The sequence below is a fragment of the Stagnihabitans lacustris genome, from assembly GCF_025950525.1.
Taxonomy (GTDB): Bacteria; Pseudomonadota; Alphaproteobacteria; order Rhodobacterales; family Rhodobacteraceae; genus Stagnihabitans.
Window position 1 is genome coordinate 39,657 of record NZ_JAPDGS010000011.1, and the last position, 23,755, is coordinate 63,411.

Annotated in this window: 20 protein-coding genes; 15 read left to right on the forward strand and 5 right to left on the reverse strand. The window is 65.1% G+C overall.

The window, feature by feature from the left end; genetic code table 11:
* Positions 1–3: 3 nt before the first annotated feature.
* Positions 4–1,128: a peptide chain release factor 2 gene (gene prfB, locus NX862_RS17830; RefSeq protein WP_264495290.1), complete on the forward strand. Its 1,125-nt coding sequence runs from the start codon at positions 4–6 to the stop codon at positions 1,126–1,128.
* A 371-nt stretch (positions 1,129–1,499) separates the two neighbouring features.
* Positions 1,500–2,270, forward strand: a complete 771-nt coding sequence (locus tag NX862_RS17835) for a DUF2189 domain-containing protein (RefSeq protein WP_264495291.1) — start codon at positions 1,500–1,502, stop codon at positions 2,268–2,270.
* A 401-nt stretch (positions 2,271–2,671) separates the two neighbouring features.
* Here the strand turns inward: NX862_RS17835 and NX862_RS17840 are convergent, their stop codons facing one another.
* From NX862_RS17840 to NX862_RS17855, 4 genes are all read right to left on the reverse strand, one after another.
* Positions 2,672–3,160: a bactofilin family protein gene (locus NX862_RS17840; protein ID WP_264495292.1), complete on the reverse strand. Its 489-nt coding sequence runs from the start codon at positions 3,158–3,160 to the stop codon at positions 2,672–2,674.
* Positions 3,150–4,469: a M23 family metallopeptidase gene (locus tag NX862_RS17845; protein WP_264495293.1), complete on the reverse strand. Its 1,320-nt coding sequence runs from the start codon at positions 4,467–4,469 to the stop codon at positions 3,150–3,152. The genes NX862_RS17840 and NX862_RS17845 overlap by 11 nt, the downstream gene beginning before the upstream one ends.
* Positions 4,470–4,636: 167 nt before the next feature.
* Positions 4,637–5,461 (reverse strand): ferritin-like domain-containing protein, encoded by an 825-nt coding sequence (locus NX862_RS17850; protein ID WP_264495294.1) that lies wholly within the window; start codon positions 5,459–5,461, stop codon positions 4,637–4,639.
* A 128-nt stretch (positions 5,462–5,589) separates the two neighbouring features.
* Positions 5,590–6,057, reverse strand: coding sequence for a peroxiredoxin (locus NX862_RS17855; RefSeq protein WP_264495295.1), 468 nt, complete (start codon positions 6,055–6,057; stop codon positions 5,590–5,592).
* Positions 6,058–6,227: 170 nt separating this feature from the next.
* Between NX862_RS17855 and NX862_RS17860 the strand changes: the two genes are divergently transcribed.
* The 13 genes from NX862_RS17860 to NX862_RS17920 all read left to right on the forward strand — a co-directional run bounded on the left by NX862_RS17860 (position 6,228) and on the right by NX862_RS17920 (position 23,418).
* A complete protein-coding gene (locus tag NX862_RS17860; protein WP_264495296.1) occupies positions 6,228–9,830 on the forward strand; it encodes a DUF3971 domain-containing protein in 3,603 nt (1,200 codons plus the stop codon).
* Positions 9,827–10,873, forward strand: a complete 1,047-nt coding sequence (gene queA, locus NX862_RS17865) for a tRNA preQ1(34) S-adenosylmethionine ribosyltransferase-isomerase QueA (protein ID WP_264495297.1) — start codon at positions 9,827–9,829, stop codon at positions 10,871–10,873. The genes NX862_RS17860 and queA overlap by 4 nt, the downstream gene beginning before the upstream one ends.
* Positions 10,874–10,953: 80 nt before the next feature.
* Complete coding sequence (locus NX862_RS17870) at positions 10,954–12,378, forward strand: Glu/Leu/Phe/Val family dehydrogenase (protein ID WP_264495298.1); 1,425 nt, start codon at positions 10,954–10,956, stop codon at positions 12,376–12,378.
* Positions 12,379–12,579: 201 nt separating this feature from the next.
* Positions 12,580–13,077 carry an EVE domain-containing protein gene (locus NX862_RS17875; protein WP_264495299.1) on the forward strand — a complete coding sequence of 166 codons (498 nt, stop codon included), beginning with the start codon at positions 12,580–12,582 and terminating at the stop codon, positions 13,075–13,077.
* Positions 13,078–13,122: 45 nt separating this feature from the next.
* Positions 13,123–14,373 carry a sarcosine oxidase subunit beta family protein gene (locus NX862_RS17880; RefSeq protein ID WP_264495300.1) on the forward strand — a complete coding sequence of 417 codons (1,251 nt, stop codon included), beginning with the start codon at positions 13,123–13,125 and terminating at the stop codon, positions 14,371–14,373.
* Between the two features lie 165 nt (positions 14,374–14,538).
* Positions 14,539–14,811 (forward strand): sarcosine oxidase subunit delta, encoded by a 273-nt coding sequence (locus NX862_RS17885; protein ID WP_264495301.1) that lies wholly within the window; start codon positions 14,539–14,541, stop codon positions 14,809–14,811.
* Positions 14,808–17,732 carry a sarcosine oxidase subunit alpha family protein gene (locus NX862_RS17890; protein ID WP_264495302.1) on the forward strand — a complete coding sequence of 975 codons (2,925 nt, stop codon included), beginning with the start codon at positions 14,808–14,810 and terminating at the stop codon, positions 17,730–17,732. The genes NX862_RS17885 and NX862_RS17890 overlap by 4 nt, the downstream gene beginning before the upstream one ends.
* Complete coding sequence (locus NX862_RS17895; RefSeq protein ID WP_264495303.1) at positions 17,725–18,237, forward strand: sarcosine oxidase subunit gamma; 513 nt, start codon at positions 17,725–17,727, stop codon at positions 18,235–18,237. The genes NX862_RS17890 and NX862_RS17895 overlap by 8 nt, the downstream gene beginning before the upstream one ends.
* 179 nt (positions 18,238–18,416) lie before the next feature.
* Positions 18,417–20,324, forward strand: a complete 1,908-nt coding sequence (dnaG, locus tag NX862_RS17900) for a DNA primase (RefSeq protein ID WP_264495304.1) — start codon at positions 18,417–18,419, stop codon at positions 20,322–20,324.
* 135 nt (positions 20,325–20,459) lie between these two features.
* On the forward strand, positions 20,460–22,460 hold the full coding sequence (gene rpoD / locus NX862_RS17905) for an RNA polymerase sigma factor RpoD (protein WP_264495305.1): 2,001 nt from the start codon (positions 20,460–20,462) through the stop codon (positions 22,458–22,460).
* Positions 22,461–22,467: 7 nt separating this feature from the next.
* Complete coding sequence (locus tag NX862_RS17910; protein WP_264495306.1) at positions 22,468–22,686, forward strand: hypothetical protein; 219 nt, start codon at positions 22,468–22,470, stop codon at positions 22,684–22,686.
* Positions 22,687–23,064, forward strand: a complete 378-nt coding sequence (locus NX862_RS17915; RefSeq protein WP_264495307.1) for a type II toxin-antitoxin system death-on-curing family toxin — start codon at positions 22,687–22,689, stop codon at positions 23,062–23,064. It begins immediately after the preceding gene.
* An 84-nt stretch (positions 23,065–23,148) separates the two neighbouring features.
* Positions 23,149–23,418 (forward strand): HlyU family transcriptional regulator, encoded by a 270-nt coding sequence (locus NX862_RS17920; protein ID WP_264495308.1) that lies wholly within the window; start codon positions 23,149–23,151, stop codon positions 23,416–23,418.
* Positions 23,419–23,436: 18 nt separating this feature from the next.
* On the opposite strand, the gene NX862_RS17925 is transcribed toward NX862_RS17920, so the two are convergent.
* A complete protein-coding gene (locus tag NX862_RS17925; RefSeq protein WP_264495309.1) occupies positions 23,437–23,628 on the reverse strand; it encodes a hypothetical protein in 192 nt (63 codons plus the stop codon).
* Positions 23,629–23,755: the final 127 nt, after the last annotated feature.

The window sequence follows — 23,755 nt, forward strand, 5'->3', positions numbered from 1 at the left end:
CTCATGCGCGCCGAAATCCAAAACCACGTCGATGCGATCCAGAAGTCGCTGGTTCTCTTGGGGCAGCGTCTGAACCTGGAGACGGTGGGACATCGGCTGGAAGAGTTCGAGGCGATGATCGAGGCGCCCGACCTGTGGAACGACCCGGCCAAGGCGCAAAAGCTGATGCGGGAACGTCAGGGGCTGATCGACGCCAAGGGGTCTTATGACTTTCTGGCGGGGGGCTTGCGCGACAACCTGGAACTGATCGAGATGGGCGAGGCCGAGGACGACGCCGAGATCGTCGCCGAGGCCGAGGCCGCGATCACCGCCCTGGTGGAGACCGCCCGTCAAAAAGAGCTTGAGGCGCTGTTGAACGGCGAGGCCGATGGCAATGACACGTTCCTGGAGATCAACGCCGGCGCGGGTGGCACGGAAAGCTGCGATTGGGCCTTGATGTTGGCGCGGATGTATACCCGCTGGGCCGAGCGCAAGGGCTATCAGGTCGAGCTTCTGTCCGAAGTCGATGGCGACGAGGCCGGGATCAAGTCGGCCTCCTACAAGATCACCGGCAAGAATGCCTATGGCTGGCTGAAGACGGAATCGGGCGTCCATCGCCTGGTCCGCATCAGCCCCTTTGGGTCGGGCGACAAGCGGCAGACCTCGTTTGCCTCGGTCTGGGTCTATCCGGTGGTGGATGACAGCATCGAAATCGAAGTGCATGACAAGGACATCCGCATCGACACCTATCGCTCTTCGGGCGCGGGTGGCCAGCACGTCAACAAGACCGACTCGGCCGTGCGGATCACGCACTTTCCGTCCGGCATTGTCGTGACCTCCAGCTTGAAGTCACAGCACCAGAACCGCGACATCGCCATGACGGCCCTGAAGGCGCGGCTTTACCAGATGGAGCTGGACAAGCGGAACGCCGCCATCAACGAGGCGCATGAGAACAAGGGCGATGCGGGCTGGGGCAACCAGATCCGGTCCTATGTGCTGCAGCCCTATCAGATGGTGAAGGACCTGCGGACCAACCACGAGACATCGGACACCCAAGGGACGCTGGACGGCGACCTTGATGGCTTTATGGCGGCGACGCTGGCCATGGATGTGGCAGGCAAGAGCCGGGCTGACGCGCAGGGCGAATAGGGCTCAGGCAGGGGCTCATGCCACTGGTTTCTTGCACCAGAGGCGAAGCAAGGGGCACAGCCCTCGCACCCCTGCCCAAAGGGTGCACCTGCCACTTGTTTCTTGCACCACTGGCGAAGCGAGGGGCAGACCTTTTTGACCCCCCCTGCGTATCGGGGCCAGCAGGAAAGAGACCTCTTCGCGCGGCGGAGAGGTTTTTTCGTTTGGGGTTCGGGGCAGGGTGGGGTTAGCTTTTGGCTGACGTGATGCCTTGCGGCTGCGGGACACGCGGGGGCCAGCCCCCCAGTCCACCGGTTTCTTGAACCAGCGGCCTGCCCCGGAATAATTGGGCAAGTATAAAAGGCATCAGGCGGGGTGGGAGGCCCTGGCCGATGGAGGATGTGGCGACGGGTCCTGTGCAGGTCACGGTGATGCAGGCCGATTTCAGCGACCTGCGGGCGGCGCTTGCGGCAGGTTGGGCGGATGTCCTGCGGGCGCCGGCCTATGGGGCGTTTTTCTCGGTCGTCTATGTGTTGGGCGGCTGGGGTATTCTGGCGGCCCTGTCGGCCCAGGGACAGATTTGGTGGACGATCCCGGCCATGGCGGGGTTTCCGATCCTGGGACCGTTTTTGGCTTGCGGGTTCTATGAGGTGTCGCGGCGGCTGGAGGCGGGTGAGCCGCTGATCGCGTGCGCGGTGCTGGGGGTGATCTGGCGGCAGAAGGACCGGCAGATCCCCTCGATGGCGGCGGTGGTCGTGGTGTTCTTTCTGTTCTGGAACTTCCTCAGCCATATCACCTTTGCGCTGTTTCTGGGGACATCGACGCTGACCAATGTGTCGTCGTCCTGGGGGCTGTTCCTGACGCCCGAGGGGCTGGCGATGTTGGGCTTCGGGACCCTGCTGGGGGCGGTCATCGCCTTTGTGCTGTTTGGGTTGACGGTGGTCAGCCTGCCCTTGCTGTTGGACCGCGAGGTGGATTTCATCACCGCGATGATCACCTCGATGCGCTGCGTGACGGCCTCGCCGCTGGTGATGCTGGTCTGGGGGGCGATGATCGCCTTGGGGCTGGGCCTGGGGATGCTGACGGGGTTCCTGGGGCTGTTCGTGGTGCTGCCGTTGTTCGGGCATGGCTCCTGGCATCTTTATCGGCGGCTGGTCGTCTGAGCCCCGCCTTTGCCGCAGCCTGGACCAGACGCCCGCCCCAAGACTGTCCCCCTGCGGCCCTTTGCGATTCTGTGGCCTGGCGCGATGCGGCAGCATCGCGCCACCTCCCATTGGAGGGCTGCGGGCAAAGCCCGCAGCCCTCCAATGGGACCCCGTTCCTCCGACTGTCCGGTCAGCGGGCTTCGCCCGCAGCCCAGCCAGTCGGACCCGGGCGGCGCGGGCAAAGCCCGCGCCGCCCCCTCCCATGGGTTTCCCCTCGGGCTTCGCCCGACGGGAAACCCATGGGACCGCGCTCCTTCGGGGAAAGGATAAGGCCGCCGAGACTGGCAGCCTTTGCGCCGTGAAAATGAAAAGGGCCCCGAAACCGGAGCCCTTGGGACCATCTGGCAAAAGGGGGTCGTTTAGACGCCTTCGCCCGAAACCGGCGGCGGCAGGGCCCCGCGCGAGGTCGCCAGCGGGTCTTCCTGACGCTGGACCGAGCCTTCGAAATGCGCGCCCGATTCGATGGCGATCGTCTTGTGGATGATGTCGCCTTCGACCCGCGCGGTCGAGGTCAGGCGGACCTTCAGGCCCCGCACGCGACCGATCACGCGGCCATTGACCACGATGTCATCGGCGACGATCTCGCCGCGGATCGTGGCGCTTTCGCCCACGGTCAGCAGATGGGCGCGGATATCGCCCTCGACCGTGCCTTCGACCTGGATATCGCCCGAGGTCTTCAGGTTGCCGACCACCGTCAGGTCGGCCGACAGGATCGAGGCCCCCACCTTGCCGCGGGGTGCGGCAGGCGTGTAGTCCGTCGCGGGTTTTGTCATCGGGGCCTCCGGTGCCTTGGGTTTATCTCCCTCGCCCTTGGGTCCGGGTTCATTGATGCGACTCTTAGAAAACATCTCTCGCAGCCCTTATGAAGGTCATCGGATTGACGGCGGTCCCGCTGAGGCGGACCTCGTAGTGAAGGTGAGTGCCGGTGGACCGGCCCGAGTTGCCCATATCACCGATTTTTTCGCCGCGCGATACCTTTTGACCGACAGAAACGCCGATCTCCGACAGGTGTCCATAGCGGGTCTCGATGCCAAAGGCATGTTTGATCTTGATCAGCCGGCCATAGCCCGATTCCCAGCCGGCATAGGTGACGGTTCCATCGGCCGTGGCATAGATCGGATCGCCATAATCGCCGGCAAGGTCCTGGCCCTCATGCATCTTGTGGCGGCCATTGATCGGGTCATTGCGCCCGCCGAAGCCCGAGGTCATGCGGAACGAGGTCTTGACCGGCAAGCCCAGCGGCACCTTGAACGCCGCCATCCGGTAGGTGTTCAGCGTATCCATGCTGGCCAGAATCGCATTGGCCCGCGTCTCGTCGGGACTGCCCGACAGGCCCATGGTCGACAGCTTGATCGGCACCAGCGGACCGCCCTGGCCCGAATAGCCCGAGCGCACCGCGGAAATCAGGTCATCGGGGTTCAGGCCCGCCGCTTCGAACATCTTCTCCAGGGGCTCGACCGAGACGGTCAGCGCTTCTTCCAGCTTGGCAAAGATGATGGCGTTGCGCGCCTCGACCTCGGCCTTGGCCTTGGCGACCTCGGCGGTTTTCGCTTCGGCCTTGGCGACCTCTCCGGCCATGCCGTCGCGGTCGCGGGCGGCGGCGGTCAGGGCCTCGGTCATCAGGTCGACGGTCTGGGCCAAGTCCTCGGCCTGCAGGGCAGGGCCCTGGACCGTGCCCGCCAGCGCCGCCACTTCGGCCCGGGCGGCGTCGCGCTCGCCAATGGTGCGGCGCAAGGTGTTCTGAATGACGTCGATCCCGGTTTCCAACTCGCGCAAGCGGGTTTCCGAGGCCAAAAGCCGCTCTTGCATGGCCGAAACCTGCTGCAGCGCCAGGTTAAAGCGCGCCTGGGCGCCAGCGGCCTCGGTCACGCGCAAATCCCGGTCGGCCGAAAGCGCCTCAAGCCGTTCCGCAAAGACTTCGGTCTGGCTGGCGACCTGGTCGCGGCTGTTGGCCTGGCCCAGCATGTCGACGATCAGCAGGGCAGAGGCGACCATCATCCAGCCCGTGGCCAGAACGCCAATCATCAGCCCCATGGCCTGGGTCACGGGGCGCAGGCGGACGAATCGCGTGGCCGTGTCAGATTTAAGGAACAGCCTTTGCTCGGGGAACCACGGTTCCAGGGCGAGGTTGAGGCGAAAGGCGAAACGTTGAAGCACGTCGTCCGGTTCCTTGGGTCAGGGCTTTTCCTTGGCTAGCCTTGTGGGGCGCAGGTTTCAACCATGGCGCCAGGCAGGGGGCGCGCGCTTTGCGGGAATCCGCTGAAAGGCGTCCTGCCAAAGGACCCCAAGCCCCCTTTGGTCGCGCCCTGCCGACGCAAGGCAATTCAGCCCCCTTGGCCTCGCGCCTCGACCAGCGGCCAATAGAAATCCGGCGGCAGCCCGGCATCGGCGCGCTTTTCCTCGTTGAACGGCGGCTTCAGCGATCCGTGGAAATAACGCCGGACGAGGTCGTGAAAGACCTCCTTCGGGTCGGTCCCCTCCCGCCCGCACAGCCAGTTGAACCATTTCGACCCATAGGCGACATGGGAGACCTCTTCGGCATAGATCACCTGCAAGGCCGCCACCGCCCCGGCCTCGCCCGCCCCCTGGAACAGCGCGATCATGCCCGGAGTCACGTCCAGCCCCCGCGCCTCCAGCACCATGGGCACCACCGCAAGCCGCGCCTGCAGATCGCCCATCGTATCCTCGGCCGCGCGCCACATCCCGGCATGGGCAGGCAGGGCGCCGTAATGTGACCCCATGGCCGCAAGGCAGTCGCACAGCATCAGGAAATGCCGACACTCGTCATCTGCCGCCCGGACCCAGTCGTCGTAAAACCCCAAAGGCATGGGCTGATCGCAAAACCGCGCGATGATGTCCCAATGCAGATCGACCGCGTTCAGCTCGATATGGGCCACGGCATGCAACATGGCCTGCCGCCCCGCCAGACTGCCCGGCTTGCGGCGCGGCACGTCGCGCGGGTCCAAAAGCTCCGGCGCCGCAGGCCGCGCGGGCTGCAAAGGCGGCTCCGCCCGCCCCACGGCCAAAGGCACCCCCGCGGCACGAGACGCCAACCAGGCCGCCGCATGCGCGCGCCCCAAGCTGACCTTCTGCAAGGCATCCCCGCAGGTCAGCACTTCGACCGCCATTTCCGCCAAAGTCAAAGCCATGCGCCACCTCCCCCCGCCCTATCGCATCTGCGCCGGACCCCGGGCAAGCGTGTCTCATTCATCTTTTCACAAATATCCCGGGGGAGGTCTGGAGGGGGCAGCGCCCCCTCCAGCGCTGTCCGCAAGACCTAGCCCTTGACGGCGGCCAGAACCTCGGCCGCGTGTCCCTTGACCTTCTCGACCCGCCAGATCGCGCCCAGGGTGCCATCCGCCTCGATCAGAAAGGTCGTGCGCAAGACGCCCACCACTTGCTTGCCAAAGAAGATCTTCTCGCCATAAGCGCCCCAATCCTCCATCACATGACCGTCCTTGTCCGACAGCAACGCCATGCCAAGCCCCTGCTTGGCCGCAAACTTGCGGTGCTTTTCCACCCCGTCCTTTGACAGGCCCAGCACCGTAACCCCGGCGGCCTGGAACGCGGGCAAGAGCGCCTGGAACTCCATGATCTCGTTGGTGCAAGAGGGCGTGCCATCGGCGCCATAGGTGAACAGCACCACCCGCCCGCCCCGCAAGGCCTGCAGCGTGACCGCGCTGCCATCCTCGCGCAGAAGGGTGAAATCGGGGGCGGGCTGGCCTGCAACGAGGGTCTGGGTCATCCGAAGGGCTCCTTTGTGGCCTCTGCGGGCAAAATCCCGCCTTTCCTTGGCGTTCTAGTTGCCTTGGGCCAAAGATAAAGGCATGCCGGGAAAAATCTGACCCGCAATTCGGGCAAACCAGACTTCGGGCACAGCAGACTTCGGGCAAAGCGGACATCGGGCAAACCAGGATGACAGGTCCCAAGGACAAAGCTGCGGGCAACAGCGCCCCCCTGGTGCTTGCGCCAGAGCAACGCCTTGTCCCGGGCCCGGACACCCGTTCCCCCGCCGATTCCCACCTGGACGCTGCCCCCGACACTCTGGCCCCCGACATTCTGGCACCTGACCAAGCCGCCCCCACCAAGGCGGAGCGGCGCAAGGGGGAGCGTCGGCAAAGCGCGTCCCCCGCCCCGCTCCACGAGCGCCGCCGCAAGGACCGCCGCCACCGCTCTGGCCTGGGGGGACGGCTGGTGTTCCTGGCGCTGGTGGCCATCCTGGGTCTTGGCCTTCTGGCGCTGAACGGGCGGACCATTCCGCTGCCGGTCTGGGTCGTGGTCGAGATCGAAAAGCGCCTGAACGATTCGCTGGCCAAGGTCCTGCCGCAGAATGCCGCCGCGGTGGGGGGGATCACCCTGACCATCGGCACCGACTGGACGCCCGTGCTGGACATCGAGGACCTGTCGCTGTTGCAGCCCTCGGGTCAGACGCTGTTGACCCTGCCGGAAACCCATCTGGCGCTGGACCCGGGCAGTCTGCTGCACGGCGTGATCCAGCCGCAAAGCCTGCGGATCGTGGGCGCGCGGCTGGCGATCCGGCGCGACCGGGACGGGCGGCTGGACCTGGATCTGGGCAACCAGACGTCGACCGCTCAGACCCCGGGCCCCGGGCTGGACAGCCCCGCCCAGGCCTTTGCCCTGCTGGACGCGGCCTTTGCCCAGCCTGCCTTCGCCAAACTGACCCGGATCGAGGCCGAGGCGCTAAGCCTGACCCTGACCGATCAGCGCCTTGGCAAGACCTGGACGGTGGGCGATGGCCGGCTTTCGGTCGACAATGGCCCGAAAGAGCTTGCGGCTCAGCTGGCCATGACGCTGGTCACGGGGGGCCAGGGGTCTTCTCAGGCGGTGCTGACGGCGGTTCTGGCCAAGGGGAGCCAATCGGCGCGGCTTTCGGCCGAGGTGACGCAGGTTTCGGCCGCGGACCTCGCCTCGGGGGCGCCGGCGCTGGCCTGGCTGGGGGTGCTGGATGCGCCGATCTCGGGGCGGCTGGCGACGACGATCGGGCCTGCGGGCGTCACCGCGCTGGAAGGGCGGCTGGACATCGGCGCGGGCGCCCTGCGCCCCACGCCCGCCACGACCCCCGTGGCCTTTGACCGCGCCAGCCTGGGCCTGGGCTTTGATCCTGCGGCCGGGCGCATCCTTTTGACCGACCTGTCCTTGCAAAGCCGCAGCCTGCGCCTGACGGCCAAGGGTCAGGCCTATATGATCGACGACCAGGGCCAGCGCGCCACGGGGCCCCTGTCAGCGCGCATCCCCGCGGCCTTTCTGGGGCAATTGTCGATCCAGGACCTGTCGGTCGATCCCGATGGCCTGTTCGAGGCCCCGGTGCAGTTCAGCCAGGGCGCGGTGGATGTCCGCCTGAAGCTGGACCCTTTCACGCTGGACATCGGCCAATTCACCCTGGCCGAGGCGGGCGACACCCTCAGCCTGAAAGGCCGCATCAGCGCCTCGCCCAAGGGGTGGACCACGGCCATCGACCTGGACCTGAACCGCATCTCACGCGACAGGCTTTTGGCGATCTGGCCCCTGCGGCTGGTGCCGGGCACCAGGTCCTGGGTCGAGGGCAACATCCGCAACGCCCTGCTGAAAGACCTGAAGGCCGGCCTGCGCCTGGCGCCGGGCCAAGAGCCGCGGGCGGAAATCGCCTATGCCTTTTCCGAGGCCGAATTGCGCTTCATGCCCAAGATGCCGCCGGTGACGGGGGCCGAGGGCTATTCGACGATCCAGGGCCGGACCTATACGCTGGTCGTGACCAAGGGCACCTTGACCCCCCCCGAGGGCGGGCGGCTGGATGTCGCGGGCACCGTCTTTGCCGTGCCGGACATCACGCTGAAGCCGGCCAGCGCCGATATCGCCTTGCGGGTGCGCGGGCCGCTGACCGCGACGCTGTCCTTGCTGGATCAGCCGCCGTTGTCCTATCTGCGCAAGGCGGGTCAGCCGGTGGACCTTGGCGCGGGCGAGGTCGATCTTGCCGCCCGCATCCAGTTCCCGCTGATTGCCCGCGTCTTGCAAGAGCATGTGACGTTGGATGTCCGCGCCGTGGTGCGGGATTTCGTCTCGGACAAGCTGATCAAGGGCCACCGTGTCACGGCGCCCGCGCTGGATGTGCATGTGACCTCGACCGATCTGACCATCACGGGGAAGGGCCGCGTCGGCGCCGTGCCCTTTGACATGGTCCTGACGCAAGAGATCCCGCAACAGCCGCTGTCGCCGCGCCAGGTGGCCTTGGCGGCCAAGGTCCCGGCCTCGATGCCGATCTATCCCGATCCGGTGCCGCCCAAGCCCACGCTGATTTCCGCGACGGTGACGCTGTCGCCCGCGGCGGTCAGCGAATTCCGCCTGGGCCTGCCGAAATCGGCGGTGGCGGGCGAGGGTCCGGCTCGGGTCGATGTGACCTTGATGCGGGGCCAGCCGGGGCGTCTGATCCTGACATCAGAGCTGGCGGGCCTGACCCTGGCCATCCCGGAGCTGGGGTGGCGCAAGGGGGCCAAGACCAAGGGTGCGCTGCGGGCCGAGGTGACTTTGGGCGCCGTGCCGCGGGTCGATGTGCTGCAATTGGACGCGCCGGGGCTTGCGGCGCGGGGGCGTGTCACCCTGCGGCCGGACGGGCTGTTGGACCTCGCGCGCTTTGACGAGGTCAAGATGGGCGCCTGGCTGGAGGGCGCGTTGGACATCCGCGGTCAGGGCAAGAACCCGGTGGACTTTGCCCTGACCTCGGGCAGCATCGACCTGCGCAAATTCCCGCAGGACCGCGGCGGGCAGGGCGGACCAGGGACGAACCGGATCACGGCTGACCTGTCGTCGCTGCGAGTGTCAGAGGGGATCAGGCTGCAACCCTTCCGCGGCGAGTTCACCTTGCGTGGCGGGTTCAACGGCACCTTTCAGGGCCGGGTGAACGGCGCGGCGCCTGTGACGGGCACCGTCGTGCCCACCGCCCATGGCTCTGCCGTGCGGATCGAGGCCGGGGACGCGGGCGCGGTGGCCCGGGACGCGGGCCTGTTCGCCTCGGCCTATGGCGGGGGGATGACGCTGTCCCTTGTGCCGCAAGCCGCCGTCGGGGTCTATGATGGCACCTTGCGCATCGACCAGGTCCGGGTGCGGTATGGGTCCTTCATGGCGGACCTGCTGTCGGCCATCTCGGTCGTGGGGCTGTTGGAACAACTGGGCGGCGAGGGCATCCTTTTCGACCGCGCCGAGGGCAGCTTTCTGCTGACCCCCGATGTGATCGAGGTCCGCCGCGGCTCGGCCATCGGCCTGTCGATGGGGGTCTCGCTTGAGGGTCTTTACCGCCAGGACGCGCAGGCCTTTGACATGCGCGGCGTCGTGTCGCCCATCTATCTGTTGAACGGCATCGGCGCCGTCCTGACCCGCAAGGGCGAGGGGCTGTTCGGCTTTGCCTATACATTGCGCGGAACGGCTGGCGACCCTCAGGTCAGCGTGAACCCGCTTTCGATCCTGACCCCGGGGATGTTCCGCGAAATCTTCCGCGCCCCCGCTCCACAAGGAAATGGCGGATGAACCTGTCCGATTTCGACTTTGACTTGCCCGAGGCGCTGATTGCGACAAGGCCCATGACCCCGCGGTCGGATGCGCGGCTTTTGGTGGTGCAGGGGGCGGCGATGCGCGATGCTTTCGTGCGCGACCTGGTCGATGTCTTTCGCCCCGGCGACCGGCTGGTCTTGAACAACACCAAGGTGATCCCGGCGCGGCTGTCTGGCACGCGGGCCCGTGGCGATGCGGTGGCCAAGGTGGAAATCACCCTGCTGGAGCCGCGCGCGACTGGCTGGCGGGCGCTGGCCAAACCCCTGCGCAAGGTGAATATGGGCGAGGTGATCCGGTTCTCGGACAGGCTTTCGGCCCAGGTTGCGGAAAAGTCGGAAACCGACCTGGTGCTGGCCTTCAACCTGGTGGGGGATGACTTTGACGCGGCCCTGGCCGAGGCCGGGCAAATGCCGCTGCCGCCCTATATCGCGGCCAAGCGCGCCCCCGATGCGCAGGATATGACCGACTACCAGACCGTCTTTGCCCGCCATTCCGGCGCGGTGGCCGCCCCCACGGCCTCCTTGCATTTCGAACCCTGGCTCTTGCAGGCCCTAGCCGACAAGGGCGTGACCTTTACCGAAGTGACGCTGCATGTCGGGGCGGGGACGTTTTTGCCGGTCAAGGTGCAGGATGTGACGACCCACAAGATGCACGCCGAATGGGGCGAAGTCACCGAGGCGGCCGCGGCCGAGATCAACGCGACCCGTGCCGCGGGCGGTCGCGTGATCCCAGTGGGGACAACGGCGCTGCGGCTGATCGAAAGCGCCGCCGTGACCGGTCAGGTGGAACCTTGGCGCGGGCCGACCGACATCTTCATCTATCCGGGCTATCGCTGGCGCGTGACCTCTGGCCTGATGACGAATTTTCACCTGCCCAAGTCGACCCTGTTGATGCTGGTGTCGGCTCTGATGGGCAAAGAGGTGATGGACCGCGTCTATGCCCATGCGGTCGCCACGGGCTATCGGTTCTTTTCCTATGGCGATGCCTCGGTGCTGTTTCCGACTTCGCAAACTGACTGAAAAACGGGCGAAATGCCGGCGAATCGCGGGGGTTTTGTTAACCAAACCTCGTTAGGCTTTCCCCAGATATGGAGGAAGCCATGACGTCTCCCGAGCCCAGCTTTCGCGAAAGTGTCGATCTGATGTTTGACCGGGCCTCGGCCCATCTGGACCTGTCGCCGGGTTTGGCCGCCAAGATCAAGGTCTGCAACTCTACCTATACGGTGCGGTTTGGCGTGCGATTGCGCGGCGAAATCAAGACATTCACCGGTTACAGGTCGGTCCATTCCGAACATATGGAACCGGTGAAGGGCGGCATCCGCTATGCGCTGTCGGTCCATCAGGACGAGGTCGAGGCGCTGGCGGCCCTGATGACCTATAAATGCGCGCTGGTCGAAACGCCTTTTGGCGGGTCCAAAGGCGGGCTGTGCATCGACCCCCGCGCCTGGGACGAACACGAGCTGGAACAGATCACGCGGCGCTTTGCCTATGAGCTGATCAAGCGCGACCTGATCCATCCGGCCCAGAATGTGCCGGCGCCTGACATGGGGACCGGAGAGCGTGAGATGGCCTGGATCGCCGACCAATATGCCCGGATGAACACGACCGATATCAACGCCAAGGCCTGTGTGACCGGGAAACCGCCCCATGCCGGCGGGATCAAGGGCCGGGTCGAGGCGACGGGCCGCGGCGTGCAATATGCGCTGCGCGAGTTCTTTCGGTATAAGGACGACGTGGCGCGGGCGGGGCTTTCGGGAACGCTGGACGGCAAAAGGGTTGTGGTTCAGGGGCTTGGGAACGTCGGCTATCACGCGGCCAAGTTCCTGGCCGAAGAGGACGGCTGCAAGGTCATCGCGGTGGCCGAACGCGACGGTGCCGTGGTCAACGAAGCCGGCGTCGATATCGAGGCGCTGAAGGCCCATCTGGGGGAAACCAAGGGCTCGGTCCAGGGGTTCACCGGCGGGCGGATCATCGACAGCGCCTTGGCCTTGGAACTGGCCTGCGACATCCTGATCCCCGCCGCGATGGAGGGGGTGATCCACAAGGGCAACGCCGCCCGCATCCAGGCGCCCCTGATACTGGAAGCTGCGAATGGCCCCATCACCTTTGGCGCCGACGAGATCTTGCGCGCCAAGGGCGTGGTCATCATCCCCGACCTTTACGCCAATGCCGGCGGTGTGACGGTCAGCTATTTCGAATGGGTCAAGAACCTGTCCCACATCCGCTTCGGCCGGATGCAGCGCCGCGCCGAAGAGGCCCGAAGCCGCCTTTTGGTCGAGGAGCTGGAGCGGCTCTCCTCGGATCAGGGCCTGGGCTGGTCGCTGGCCCCCGGCTTCAAAAGTCAGTTCCTGGAGGGCTCGGACGAATTGGCGCTGGTGCGCTCGGGTCTGGATGACACGATGCGCGGGGCTTACCAGTCGATGCGCAAGGAATGGTATGAACGCCCCGGCATCGACCTGCGTGTGGCGGCCTATATCGTGTCCATCGGCCGGGTGGCGCAGACCTATCGCAGCAAGGGGCTGTAGGTCCGCAAGGCTTTGCGGCTCTGTCAAGCAAAGCCTCGCGGCTTGGCAGGACCGGGGGCGCCGAACCCTGCCGCGCAGAGTTCGACGCCCCGGCCGCCAAGTGACCCCGCCGCCAAGTGACCCGGCCTCAAGTGCCCCGGCCGTCTGCTGACAGGTTCTGTCAGCAGGCCCTTGGTATCTCCGTGACAAAGGAGACCCATGATGACCCTGCTTTTCCCCTCGCCCATCGCCCCGCCGCGCCACTGGATCGCGGTGGCTTCGGCCAACCATGTCGCCCGTGGCGTGCAAGGCGGCTTTGCCCAGACCTGCCACGGCAAGGCCGCGCCCCTGCGCCGCGCCCGCCCGGGCGATACGGTGATCTATTACGCCCCGACCGAGACCTTCGGGCAGCGCGACAAGTGCCAAGCCTTTGTCGCCTATGGCCATTTCACCGGCGAGGTCTACCAGGCCCACCTGGGCGGCTTTGACCCCCACCGCCGCGACGTCACCTGGACCCAAGCCCAACGCGCGCCCATTGCCCCCCTCTTGCCACATCTGAGCTTTACCTCGGGCAAGGCCAACTGGGGCGCGCCCTTCCGCTGGGGCTTTTTCGAAGTCCCGGCTCACGACCGCGCGATCATCGCCGAAGCCATGGGGGTTGCGGCCCATTCGCGACATGATCTGTCGCAAGCTTGGCAGGAAAGCGCGCCAAGACCTTGAATAAGGGGCCAAAGCCTGCATCATGTGCAGAAAACGAGGTCCGTCATGCGTTATTCCGGCTGGAAGGTCATCACCGAAGGGCTGAGGGGAAACCTCGGCTGGACGCGGGCCTGGCGCGATCCGGCGCCCAAGGCGGAGTATGACGCGATCATCATCGGCGGCGGCGGCCATGGTCTGGCCACGGCCTATTACCTGGCGAAAAACCACGGGCTGACCAATATCGCGGTGCTGGAAAAGGGCTATCTTGGCGGCGGCAATGTCGGGCGCAACACGACCATCGTGCGGGCGAACTACTTCCTGCCGGGGAACAGTGAATTCTACTCCCATTCGCTAAAGCTCTGGGAGGGGCTGGAACCCGAGCTGAACTACAACGTCATGCATTCTCAGCGCGGCCATATCATCCTGTTTCACTCGGACGGCCAGCGCGATGCGGCGGCGCGGCGCGGCAATGCGATCGTGAACCAGGGCGATGATGCAGAACTCCTCTCGGTGCCCCAGCTGAAAGAGATGATGCCCTACCTGGATTACGCCCAGACCCGCTTTCCGATCTATGGCGGGCTGATCCAAAAGCGTGCCGGCACGGCGCGTCATGATGCGGTGGCCTGGGGCTTTGCCCGCGCCGCCGATCAGCGCGGCGTCGACCTGATCCAGAATTGCGAAGTGACCGGCATCGACATCGTCGACGGCAAAGTCACCGGCGTGCAGACCACCCGCGGCCCGATCCGCGCCAAGAAGGTCGGCATGGCGGTGGCCGGCCGCTCCAGCCAGGTGGCCGCCATGGCGGGCATGCGCCTGCCGATCGAAAGCCACGTGCTACAGGCCTTCGTGACCGAGGGCCTGAAACCGGTCATCGACAATGTCATCAGCTATGGCATGGGCCATTTCTACATCAGCCAATCCGACAAGGGCGGTTTGGTCTTTGGCGGCGACATCGACATGTATGCCAGCTATGCCGCGCGCGGCAATCTGCCCATGGTCGAACATGTGATGGAGGCGGGCATGACGCTGATGCCGATGCTGGCCCGCGCCAAGGTCCTCCGCTCTTGGGGCGGGATCATGGACATGACGCCCGACGGGTCGCCCATCATCGACAAGACCCATATCGAGGGGCTTTTCGTCGACGCCGGCTGGAACTACGGCGGCTTCAAGGCCACGCCGGCCTCGGGCTGGTGCATGGCCCATCTGATGGCCACCGGCCAAAGCCACGACACGGCCCGCCGCTTCCGCCTGGACCGCTTCCGCACCGGCCATGTGATCGACGAAGAAGGCACCGGCAGCCAACATAACCTGCACTAGGGGGGATAACCTGATGCGTCCCCCTTTCCACACCGTCGCAGCCTCCGGCGGGGATATTTATGAACAGATGAACAGGGGCGGCGCGCCTGATGTCATCTTTTCGAAAATATCCCGGGGTGAGGCGAAGCCGAGGGGCAGCGCCCCTTTCTTTTCGGAGGCCAAACCATGCGCCTGACCTGTCCGCTTTGCGGCGACCGCGACCGCCGCGAGTTCTATTACGCCGGCACCGAAGATACCCTCTCCCGCCCCGGCCCCGAGGCCGCGCCAGAGGCCTGGGATGACATGCTTTACCTGCGCACCAACCCGGCCGGGGTGACGCGCGACCTGTGGTATCACGAAGCCGGCTGCGGCCTTTGGCTTGTGGTCACGCGCAACACCGTGACCCATGAGGTGCTGGCCACCGAAGGCGTCGCAGACCGCAAAGGAGCCCCCAAATGAGGCCCGAACCGTTCAGACTGGCCGCCAAGGGTCTGATTGACCGCACCAAACCGCTGAATTTCACCTTTGACGGCCGGCGCTACCAGGGCTTTCAGGGCGACACGCTGGCCTCGGCACTCCTGGCCAATGGGGTCAGGCTGGTCGGTCGGTCCTTCAAGTATCACCGGCCTCGGGGGCTTTTGACCGCAGGCCCCGAAGAGCCCAATGCCATGGTCGAGGTGCTGGACCCCGGTTCCGCGCTTCAGACCCCCAACACCCGCGCCACGGTGCAAGAGCTTTATGACGGCTTGGCGGCGCGCAGCCAGAATCGCCTTGGCACCCTGCGCTTTGACCTTTTGTCGGTGAACGACTACCTCGCGCCGTTTCTAAGTGCCGGCTTTTATTACAAGACCTTCATGTGGCCGCGCCCCTTCTGGGAGGCGATCTATGAGCCGATCATCCGCCGCGCCGCAGGTCTTGGCACGCTGAAACCCCTGAACGAGACGCAGGATTACGAAAAGGCCTTTGCCTATTGCGACCTTCTGGTCGTGGGCTCTGGTCCTGCGGGGCTGATGGCCGCCCTGACCGCGGCGCGGTCGGGCGCCGACGTGATCTTGACCGAGCAGGACACCGCCCCCGGCGGGCGGCTTTTGTCGCAGGATGGTCAGGTCGATCCGGCCTGGGTCAAGTCCACCTTGGCCGAGCTTGCCTCCCTTGGCGTGCGGATCATGACCCGCACCACGGTCATCGGCGCCTATGACCAGGGCACTTATGGCGCGGTCGAGCGGGTTGGCCTGCATCTGACGCCGCAAAAGCACCTGCCGCGGGAATGTTTCTGGCGCATCCATGCCCGCCAAGCCGTCATGGCGACCGGCGCGCTGGAGCGTCCGGTGGCTTTCGTGAACAACGACCGGCCCGGCATCATGCTGGCCTCGGCCGGGCAAAGCTATCTGCACCGCTATGGGGTCTCTCCAGGGCAAAAGGTCACGCTCTTTGCCACCAATGACCATGCCCGCACGGTCGCCCGGCAGATGAAGGCTGACGGGGTGAATGTCGTGGCGCTTCTTGACAGCCGTCCCGATGCCTCCACGCTGGAGGACTTCCCGGTCCATCTGAATGCAAAGATCACCGATACCGCGGGCCGCCATGCGCTGAAGGCGATTTCCGGCAGCCATCACGGCGGCGATTTCCAGATCGAGACCGATTGCCTGCTGGTTTCGGGTGGCTGGAACCCGACTCTGGCGCTGGCTTGTCATCAGAACGCAAGGCCCGCATGGCGCGAGGATATCGCGGCCTTTGTGCCGCGTCCCGGCATGGTTCCGGGGCTGCACGCCGCCGGTGCCGCCAATGGCGCCTTTTCGACCCATGGCGCGCTTTCCGAAGGCCGCGCTGCCGCCGAAGCCGCGCTGGGCGCGCTTGGGATCACGCCGAAAAGCCCCGACCTGCCCCAGGCCGAGGATGCGCCCTATCGCCTCACCCCCCTTTGGCAGATCCCGGGCCAAGGCCGCGCCTGGCTGGACTTTGCCAATGACGTGACGGTCAAGGATGTGAAGCTTTCGGCGCAAGAAGGTTACACCTCGGTCGAGCATATGAAGCGTTACACGACCCAGGGCATGGCCCCCGATCAGGGCAAGAACTCCAACGTTGGCGCCCTGGCCGTGCTGGCCGATGCGACCGGGCGTTCAATCCCCGAGACCGGGACCACGACCTTCCGCGCGCCCTTTGCGCCGGTGTCCATCGGGGTTCTGGGGGCGGGCGGGCAGGGCAAGGGCTTTGCACCGCAGCGGTTTTTGACCTCGGACCAGGCCTCGCGCGATCGTGGTGCGCCGATGATCGAGGCGGGGCTTTGGTATCGCCCGTCTTATTTCCCGAAACCCGGCGAGACCGACTGGCGGACCGCCTGCAACCGCGAGGTGCTGATGGTGCGCGGTTCGGTGGGGGTCAGCGATGTGTCCACCCTGGGCAAGATCGACATCCAGGGCGCAGATGCCGGGCGCTTCCTGGACCTGGTCTATACCAACACGTTTTCGACCCTGCCGGTGGGGCGGGTGCGTTATGGGCTGATGTTGCGCGAAGACGGGTTCGTCATGGATGACGGCACGACAGCGCGGTTGGGCCCGGATCACTACCTGACCACCACCACCACCGCCGCGGCGGGCCAGGTCATGCGGCATCTGGATTTCGTGCATCAGGCCTATTGCGCCGATTGGGATGTTCGCTTCATCTCGGTCACGGAATCCTGGGCGCAATTCGCGGTGGCGGGGCCTATGGCCAAGATGCTGCTGAACGCGCTTTTGGACGAGAAACTGGGCGATTTCCCCTTCATGTCCTGCGGCCCCGTGTCCATCGAAGGCGTCAGGGCGCGGCTGTTCCGCATCTCGTTCAGTGGCGAAGAGGGCTATGAGATCGCCGTGCCGACCCCTTACGGCGAAAGCCTGTTCCGCGACCTGACCGCCAAGGCAGAGACCCTGGGCGGCGGGCTTTACGGGATGGAGGCCTTGAACGTCCTGCGCATCGAAAAGGGCTTCATCACCCATGCCGAGATCCATGGCCGCGTCACGGCCTTTGACATCGGCATGGAGAAGATGATCGGAAAGAAGGACTGCATCGGCAAGGCGCAGGCCGCGCGGCCGGGTCTGGTGGGGCCGGACCGCGAGCAGCTGGTGGGCCTGCGCCCTCTGGTGCAAACCGAAATCGCCTCGGGCGGGCATCTGTTCAATCCGGGCGACCGCGTCGAACGGGTGAATGATCAGGGCTATGTCACCTCGGTCTGCTGGTCGCCGGTTCTGGGGTCCTGGCTGGGCCTGGCCTTCCTGAAAGATGGCCGCGCGCGGCATGGCCAACAGATCCGCCTGGTCGATCACATGCGCAAGCTGGACGTGCTGTGTGAAGTCACCGACCCGGTCTTCCTTGATCCGAAAGGAGAGAAACTCCGTGCGTGAACTTTTCGCCAAGACCGCCCTGCAGGGGCAAAAGCCGCTGACCCAGGCGGGCGTGACCCTGTCGGAGGAGGTCCTTGGGGCCATTACCTCGGTCGCCTGCTTTCCGGGCAAACGTGACCTTGTGGCGGCGCAGCTGGGCGGCTTTCCCACGCCGAACCGCCGGGAGGGCAACTTGCTTTGGACCGGCCCGGAACAGGCCTTCCTTTTGGGCGCGGCGCCCGACCTGACGGGCCTGGCCGCCACGACGGATCAGACCGGCGGCTGGGCGGCCTTGCGGCTGGTGGGGGCGGTGGACCCGGTTCTGGCCCGGCTTTTCCCGATCGACCCAAGGACCCTGACCGAGGGCGCCTGCCTGCGCACGCCGCTTGGCCATATGAACGCGGTTCTGACGCGGGACGGGCAGGGCGTGTTGATCCTGGTCTTCCGGTCGATGGCGCGCACGGCCTGGGACGAAATCGCGCATGTGATGGCGATGCTGCAAGCCCGCGAGGGCATCGCAGGCTGACAGCCCCGGGGAGGCGCTGCCTCCCCGGACCCCACCGGGATATTTTTGAAAAGATGAAATCGGGGGCGCGGCTCTTGTCATTCATCTTTTCACAAATATCCCGGGGGGAGCCGAAGGCGGGGGGCAGCGCCCCCCATCCACCGCTGGACATGGGCGCGGCACCGGCCGATAATGTGCCCATGTCATTGCCCCCCGGATTCCTTGATGAACTGCGCACCCGTGTGACGCTTTCGGCCGTCGTCGGCCGCAAGGTCACCTGGGACATGCGCAAGTCGAACCAGGGGCGCGGCGATTTCTGGGCGCCTTGCCCGTTCCATCAAGAGAAGTCGGCGTCGTTTCATGTCGATGACCGCAAGGGCTTTTATTACTGCTTTGGCTGCCAGGCGAAGGGCGATGCACTGACCTTCGTCAAGGAAAGCGAGAACCTGTCCTTCATGGAAGCCGTCGAGACCCTGGCGCGCGAAGCCGGCATGCAGATGCCAGCCCGCGATCCGGTGCAGGCGCAAAAGGCGGATCGCCGCACGCAGCTTTCGGAGGTCATGGAAGAGGCGGTCAAGTGGTTTCGCTTGCAGCTCAAGACCTCGGCTGCGGCAGAGGCGCGGGCCTATCTCGCCAAGCGGGGGCTGTCGCCTGAGGCTCAGGACCGCTGGCATATCGGTTTCGCCCCCGATGCCTGGGAGGCGCTGCATGGCGCGCTGACCGCCAAGGGCATCGCCTCGGATATGGTGATCGAGGCAGGCTTGGCCATCCGCCCAGACGAGGGCAAGGCGCGCAAGACGCCCTATGACCGCTTTCGCAACCGGATCATCTTTCCCATCCGTGACGGGCGGGGCAGGGCGATCAGTCTTGGCGGACGGGCGATGGACCCGAACGACCGGGCCAAATACCTGAATGGGCCGGAAACGGCCCTGTTCGACAAGGGGCGCAACCTGTTCAACCTTGGCCCCGCGCGCGAGGCGGTGGGCAAGGGCAAGCCGCTGGTCGTCTCTGAAGGTTATATGGATGTCATCGCCCTGTCCGAGGCCGGGTTCACTGGCGCGGTGGCCCCCCTGGGGACCGCGATCACCGAAGAGCAACTCCGGCTCATGTGGCGGATCAGCGATGAGCCGGTGATTGCGCTGGATGGCGACAAGGCGGGCATCCGGGCGGCGTTGCGGCTGATCGACCTGGCCTTGCCGCTTTTGGAGGCCGGCAAGGGCCTGCGTTTTGCCATCATGCCCGGCGGGCAGGACCCGGACGAGCTGATCAAGGCCCAGGGCGCGCCTGCCATGCAATCCGTCCTGGATCAGGCGCAACCCATGGTCAGCCTGTTGTGGAACCGCGAGATCGAGGGCAAGAGCTTTGACAGCCCCGAGCGCAAGGCCGCGCTGGACAAGACCTTGCGCGGGCTGATGAACCGCATCGCCGACCCCTCGATCCGCGCCCATTACACCGAGGAAATCCGCCGCCTGCGGGCAGCACTTTTTGGGCCCAAGGCGCGGCCCTTTCAGCCGCAGGGGCCGCGCGGCACCCCTTGGAAACGTCAGGCTCCCGACCCGGTGCCTTTGGCCGCCACGCGCGCCTCCTTGCTGGCCGGGGCCACCGACCGGGACACCGAAGAGCTGCGCGAAGCGGTGATCCTGGCCGCTCTTGCCACCCATCCCCGCCTGGTCGACCGGTTCGAATCCGACCTGGAACGGATGGACATGTCCAACCCCGCCCATGAAATCATCCGCGACGCGCTGTTGTTGCGCCATGATCCGCGCAGCCCCGCCCTTGACGCCGTGCTTGCGCGTCCCCATGTCCTGATTGCGCCCCCGGTCCGCAATAGGGAGGATACCGAACTTGCCACCCTTTGCCTTGCCGAAGAATTCGCCAAACTCGCCGCCCGCCGTGGCGCGCGCCGCGAGATCGAAGAGGCGATGGAGGATATGGACCGCCTGCCCGACGAAGGCCTGACCTGGCGTCTGACCCAGGCCGCCCAGGCCCGCCACCGCGCCGAAAACCCGCACCGCAACGACACCGCCGACCTGGGCGAGGACCGGACGGCGATGTCGAACCACCTGCAATCCCTGATCGACGGCAAGATCTGGGAAAAGAAGCGCTAAAACGACCCCTGCAACCCGGTGCCGATTCGCGATATGACAAGGAATCACCGGTATGATTCGCACCTGATTCGTCGTGCGTGATTCGTGCCGACTGACCAGCCTGACCCCTGACCTGCCCCTTTCGACGGAGCCCCCATGGCCATCAAAGACAACGACGACGTGAAGCCCGAAGGCGACGAACCCGATGTCTCGCTCGACATGAGCCAGGCAGCGGTCAAACGCATGATCGCCGAGGCGAAAGAGCGGGGTTATGTCACCTACGACCAGCTGAACGCCGTCTTGCCGCCCGATCAGGCCTCGGGCGAACAGATCGAGGATGTCATGGCGATGCTCTCCGAAATGGGGATCAACGTCGTCGACAACGAAGAGGGCGAAGAAGTCGAGGTTGAGGGCGGGGAACTGGTGGAAACCTCCACCTCGCGCGAAGTGGCCGTGGTATCGGGCACATCCGAGACCTTGGACCGCACCGATGACCCCGTGCGGATGTATCTGCGCGAGATGGGCAGCGTTGAGTTGCTGTCGCGCGAAGGCGAAATCGCCATCGCCAAGCGGATCGAGGCCGGGCGCAACACGATGATCGCCGGGCTTTGCGAAAGCCCGCTGACCTTCCAGGCCATCATCATCTGGCGGGACGAACTTCTGTCCGAAGACATCCTTCTGCGCGACGTGATCGACCTGGAGGCCACCTTTGGCCGCAGCCTGGAGGGCGAGGACGGCATCGTGGGCGCCGAGCTTGAGGGCATCGACCTGGACGCGGCCACCCCCGCCACGCCGCGCCGGTCTTCGACCGAGCCGGAACTGGACGCCGATGGCAACCCGATCTTCCGCCCCTCCGAGGATGAGGAAGACGACGAGGACGGCGCCGCCATGTCGCTGGCCGCGATGGAAGCCGCGCTGAAGCCAAAAGTGCTGGAGACGCTTGACCTGATCGCGCGCGACTACACCAAGCTGGCTGAAATGCAGCGCAAGCGCATGGAAGCCGCGATGACGGCGCAGGCGCGCTTTTCGGTGGCCGACGAGTCGGCCTATCAGAAATTGCGTAGCGAAATCGTGGTCTTGGTGAACGAACTTCACCTGCACAACAACCGGATCGAAGCGCTGATCGACCAGCTTTACGGCATCAACAAGCGCATCATGTCGATCAACTCGGGCATGGTGAAGCTGGCCGATGCCGCCCGCATCAACCGCCGCGAATTCATCGACGAATACCAGGGCTATGAGCTTGACCCCTCCTGGCTGGACCGCATGGGCCAAAAGGCCGGTCGCGGCTGGCAGACCCTGATCGAGAAGAGCCGCGCCGCCGTCGAGGATCTGCGCGGCGAGATGGCCGAAGTTGGCAAATATGTCGGCGTCGATATCAGTGAATTCCGCCGCATCGTGAACCAGGTGCAAAAGGGTGAGAAAGAAGCGCGTCAGGCCAAAAAGGAAATGGTCGAGGCGAACCTGCGTCTGGTGATCTCGATTGCCAAGAAATACACGAACCGCGGTCTGCAATTCCTTGATCTTATTCAGGAAGGCAACATCGGCCTGATGAAGGCCGTCGACAAGTTTGAATACCGTCGGGGCTATAAATTCTCGACCTATGCGACCTGGTGGATCCGTCAGGCCATCACGCGGTCGATTGCCGATCAGGCGCGCACGATCCGTATTCCCGTCCACATGATCGAGACGATCAACAAGCTGGTGCGGACGGGGCGTCAAATGCTCCACGAGATCGGCCGCGAACCGACGCCCGAAGAGCTGGCCGAAAAGCTGCAGATGCCTTTGGAAAAGGTCCGCAAGGTGATGAAAATCGCCAAGGAGCCGATTTCGCTGGAAACGCCGATTGGCGACGAGGAAGACAGCCAGCTTGGCGACTTCATCGAAGACAAGAACGCGATCCTTCCCTTGGACAGCGCCATTCAGGAGAACCTGAAGGAAACCACGACCCGCGTTCTGGCTTCGCTGACCCCGCGTGAGGAACGCGTCCTGCGGATGCGTTTCGGCATCGGCATGAACACCGATCACACGCTGGAAGAGGTGGGCCAGCAGTTCAGCGTGACCCGCGAGCGGATCCGTCAGATTGAGGCCAAAGCGCTGCGCAAGCTGAAGCACCCGAGCCGGTCGCGGAAGCTGCGGAGCTTCCTGGATCAATGAGGGGATGATGGGCAAGCCGAAGAACGAGGAACCTGGATTGGCAAGGGACGAAGACGGCCATTGGCAGAAGATCGACGAAAGATCTGGTCGCTTCATGTCTGTCCGTGACGACGGTAAACCTTACCAATCCAAACCTGCTTCCGGCGCGAGTGTCGCAACTGCAAAAGTCCTGAAAGGCGCGTCCCAAACCCATCGGGACGCGCTGATCCGCCTCAAGGATCGGTGAATGCGTCACTACCGCGTCACGCTGATGGATGTGATCGCGGCCCATGACGAGGCTTTGACCTATGGCGGCCGTCCCGGCATCCTAAACCTTGATGGGATAGAATCCGCGATAGGCCGACCTTACTCAGGCTATCATCGCAAAATCTCACAAAAGGCGGCCGCCTTGCTTGAGGCCTTGGCGCAAAACCACGGCTTCGTCGATGGCAATAAACGCACCGCTCTTTTGGCAACGCTTCTTCTGATCGGCCGCAGCGGCTATGATCTCGTCCTGGTCGGTGACGAGTGGATCGATGATGTCGTTGTCCTCGTGGCGGAAGGTCAGATGGCGTTCCCAGAGCTGGAGACGTGGTTTTCGCAGCGTCTTGTTCGCACGGGCTGAGGTTCACGCTGCGCTTGATCGCGCTGTCCCGCCCCTTCCCATCCCCGCCAAAATCCCCCATCTTGCCGGAAAACGGAGCCGCAAATGTCCCTCTTCGCCCGCCTCTTCGGCAAAGCCACCCCCAAGGCGCCCGAGCCCATCCTTCACAAGGACTGCCGCATCTTCCCCGAGCCGCAGAAGGCCCCCGGCGGCTTTCGTGTTGCGGCCCGGATCGAGAAGGACTTCGACGGCACCACCAAGACCCACAACCTGATCCGCTCGGATATCCATGCGGGCCAGGATGATGCGGTCGAGGCCTCGGTTGCCAAGGCCAAGCTTGCCATCGACCAATTGGGCGACACGATCTTTTCCTGAAGCCCAAGCGCCCTTATTCTAGCGCCGCGCGTCGCCCAGGACCATCAGCATCACGATGGCAAAAAGCGGCGAGAAGACCAGGCTGATGAACACCCATCCCAGCGCGCTGCGGCCGCGGGTTCTGGCCATGCTGATGGGCAACAGGATGCACAGCCAGAAGAAAAACAGCACAACGGCGATGGCGAAAACAACGGTCGCACCTTCGGTCAATTCGGGCCTCTGAATGAAATACCTTACCTTTGCGAAACCTAGGTATCCCACGCCCCCGCCACAAGCCCCCCACTTTGGTCGCCCTTGACCCCAAGCCCCCCTCGCAGGAACCTTGGCCCCGGAGGCC

What these genes read in the sequence shown, in the direction of transcription:
- queA (WP_264495297.1), top strand. Translation starts at nt 9,827, where the DNA reads ATGAACCTGTCCGATTTCGACTTTGACTTGCCCGAGGCGCTGATTGCG.
- prfB (WP_264495290.1), top strand. Translation starts at nt 4, where the DNA reads ATGCGCGCCGAAATCCAAAACCACGTCGATGCGATCCAGAAGTCGCTG.
- NX862_RS17860 (WP_264495296.1), top strand. Translation starts at nt 6,228, where the DNA reads ATGACAGGTCCCAAGGACAAAGCTGCGGGCAACAGCGCCCCCCTGGTG.
- NX862_RS17915 (WP_264495307.1), top strand. Translation starts at nt 22,687, where the DNA reads ATGCGTCACTACCGCGTCACGCTGATGGATGTGATCGCGGCCCATGAC.
- NX862_RS17910 (WP_264495306.1), top strand. Translation starts at nt 22,468, where the DNA reads ATGGGCAAGCCGAAGAACGAGGAACCTGGATTGGCAAGGGACGAAGAC.
- NX862_RS17885 (WP_264495301.1), top strand. Translation starts at nt 14,539, where the DNA reads ATGCGCCTGACCTGTCCGCTTTGCGGCGACCGCGACCGCCGCGAGTTC.
- NX862_RS17850 (WP_264495294.1), bottom strand. Translation starts at nt 5,461, where the DNA reads ATGGCTTTGACTTTGGCGGAAATGGCGGTCGAAGTGCTGACCTGCGGG.
- NX862_RS17920 (WP_264495308.1), top strand. Translation starts at nt 23,149, where the DNA reads ATGTCCCTCTTCGCCCGCCTCTTCGGCAAAGCCACCCCCAAGGCGCCC.
- rpoD (WP_264495305.1), top strand. Translation starts at nt 20,460, where the DNA reads ATGGCCATCAAAGACAACGACGACGTGAAGCCCGAAGGCGACGAACCC.
- NX862_RS17875 (WP_264495299.1), top strand. Translation starts at nt 12,580, where the DNA reads ATGACCCTGCTTTTCCCCTCGCCCATCGCCCCGCCGCGCCACTGGATC.
- NX862_RS17870 (WP_264495298.1), top strand. Translation starts at nt 10,954, where the DNA reads ATGACGTCTCCCGAGCCCAGCTTTCGCGAAAGTGTCGATCTGATGTTT.
- NX862_RS17835 (WP_264495291.1), top strand. Translation starts at nt 1,500, where the DNA reads ATGGAGGATGTGGCGACGGGTCCTGTGCAGGTCACGGTGATGCAGGCC.
- dnaG (WP_264495304.1), top strand. Translation starts at nt 18,417, where the DNA reads ATGTCATTGCCCCCCGGATTCCTTGATGAACTGCGCACCCGTGTGACG.
- NX862_RS17855 (WP_264495295.1), bottom strand. Translation starts at nt 6,057, where the DNA reads ATGACCCAGACCCTCGTTGCAGGCCAGCCCGCCCCCGATTTCACCCTT.
- NX862_RS17880 (WP_264495300.1), top strand. Translation starts at nt 13,123, where the DNA reads ATGCGTTATTCCGGCTGGAAGGTCATCACCGAAGGGCTGAGGGGAAAC.
- NX862_RS17840 (WP_264495292.1), bottom strand. Translation starts at nt 3,160, where the DNA reads ATGTTTTCTAAGAGTCGCATCAATGAACCCGGACCCAAGGGCGAGGGA.
- NX862_RS17890 (WP_264495302.1), top strand. Translation starts at nt 14,808, where the DNA reads ATGAGGCCCGAACCGTTCAGACTGGCCGCCAAGGGTCTGATTGACCGC.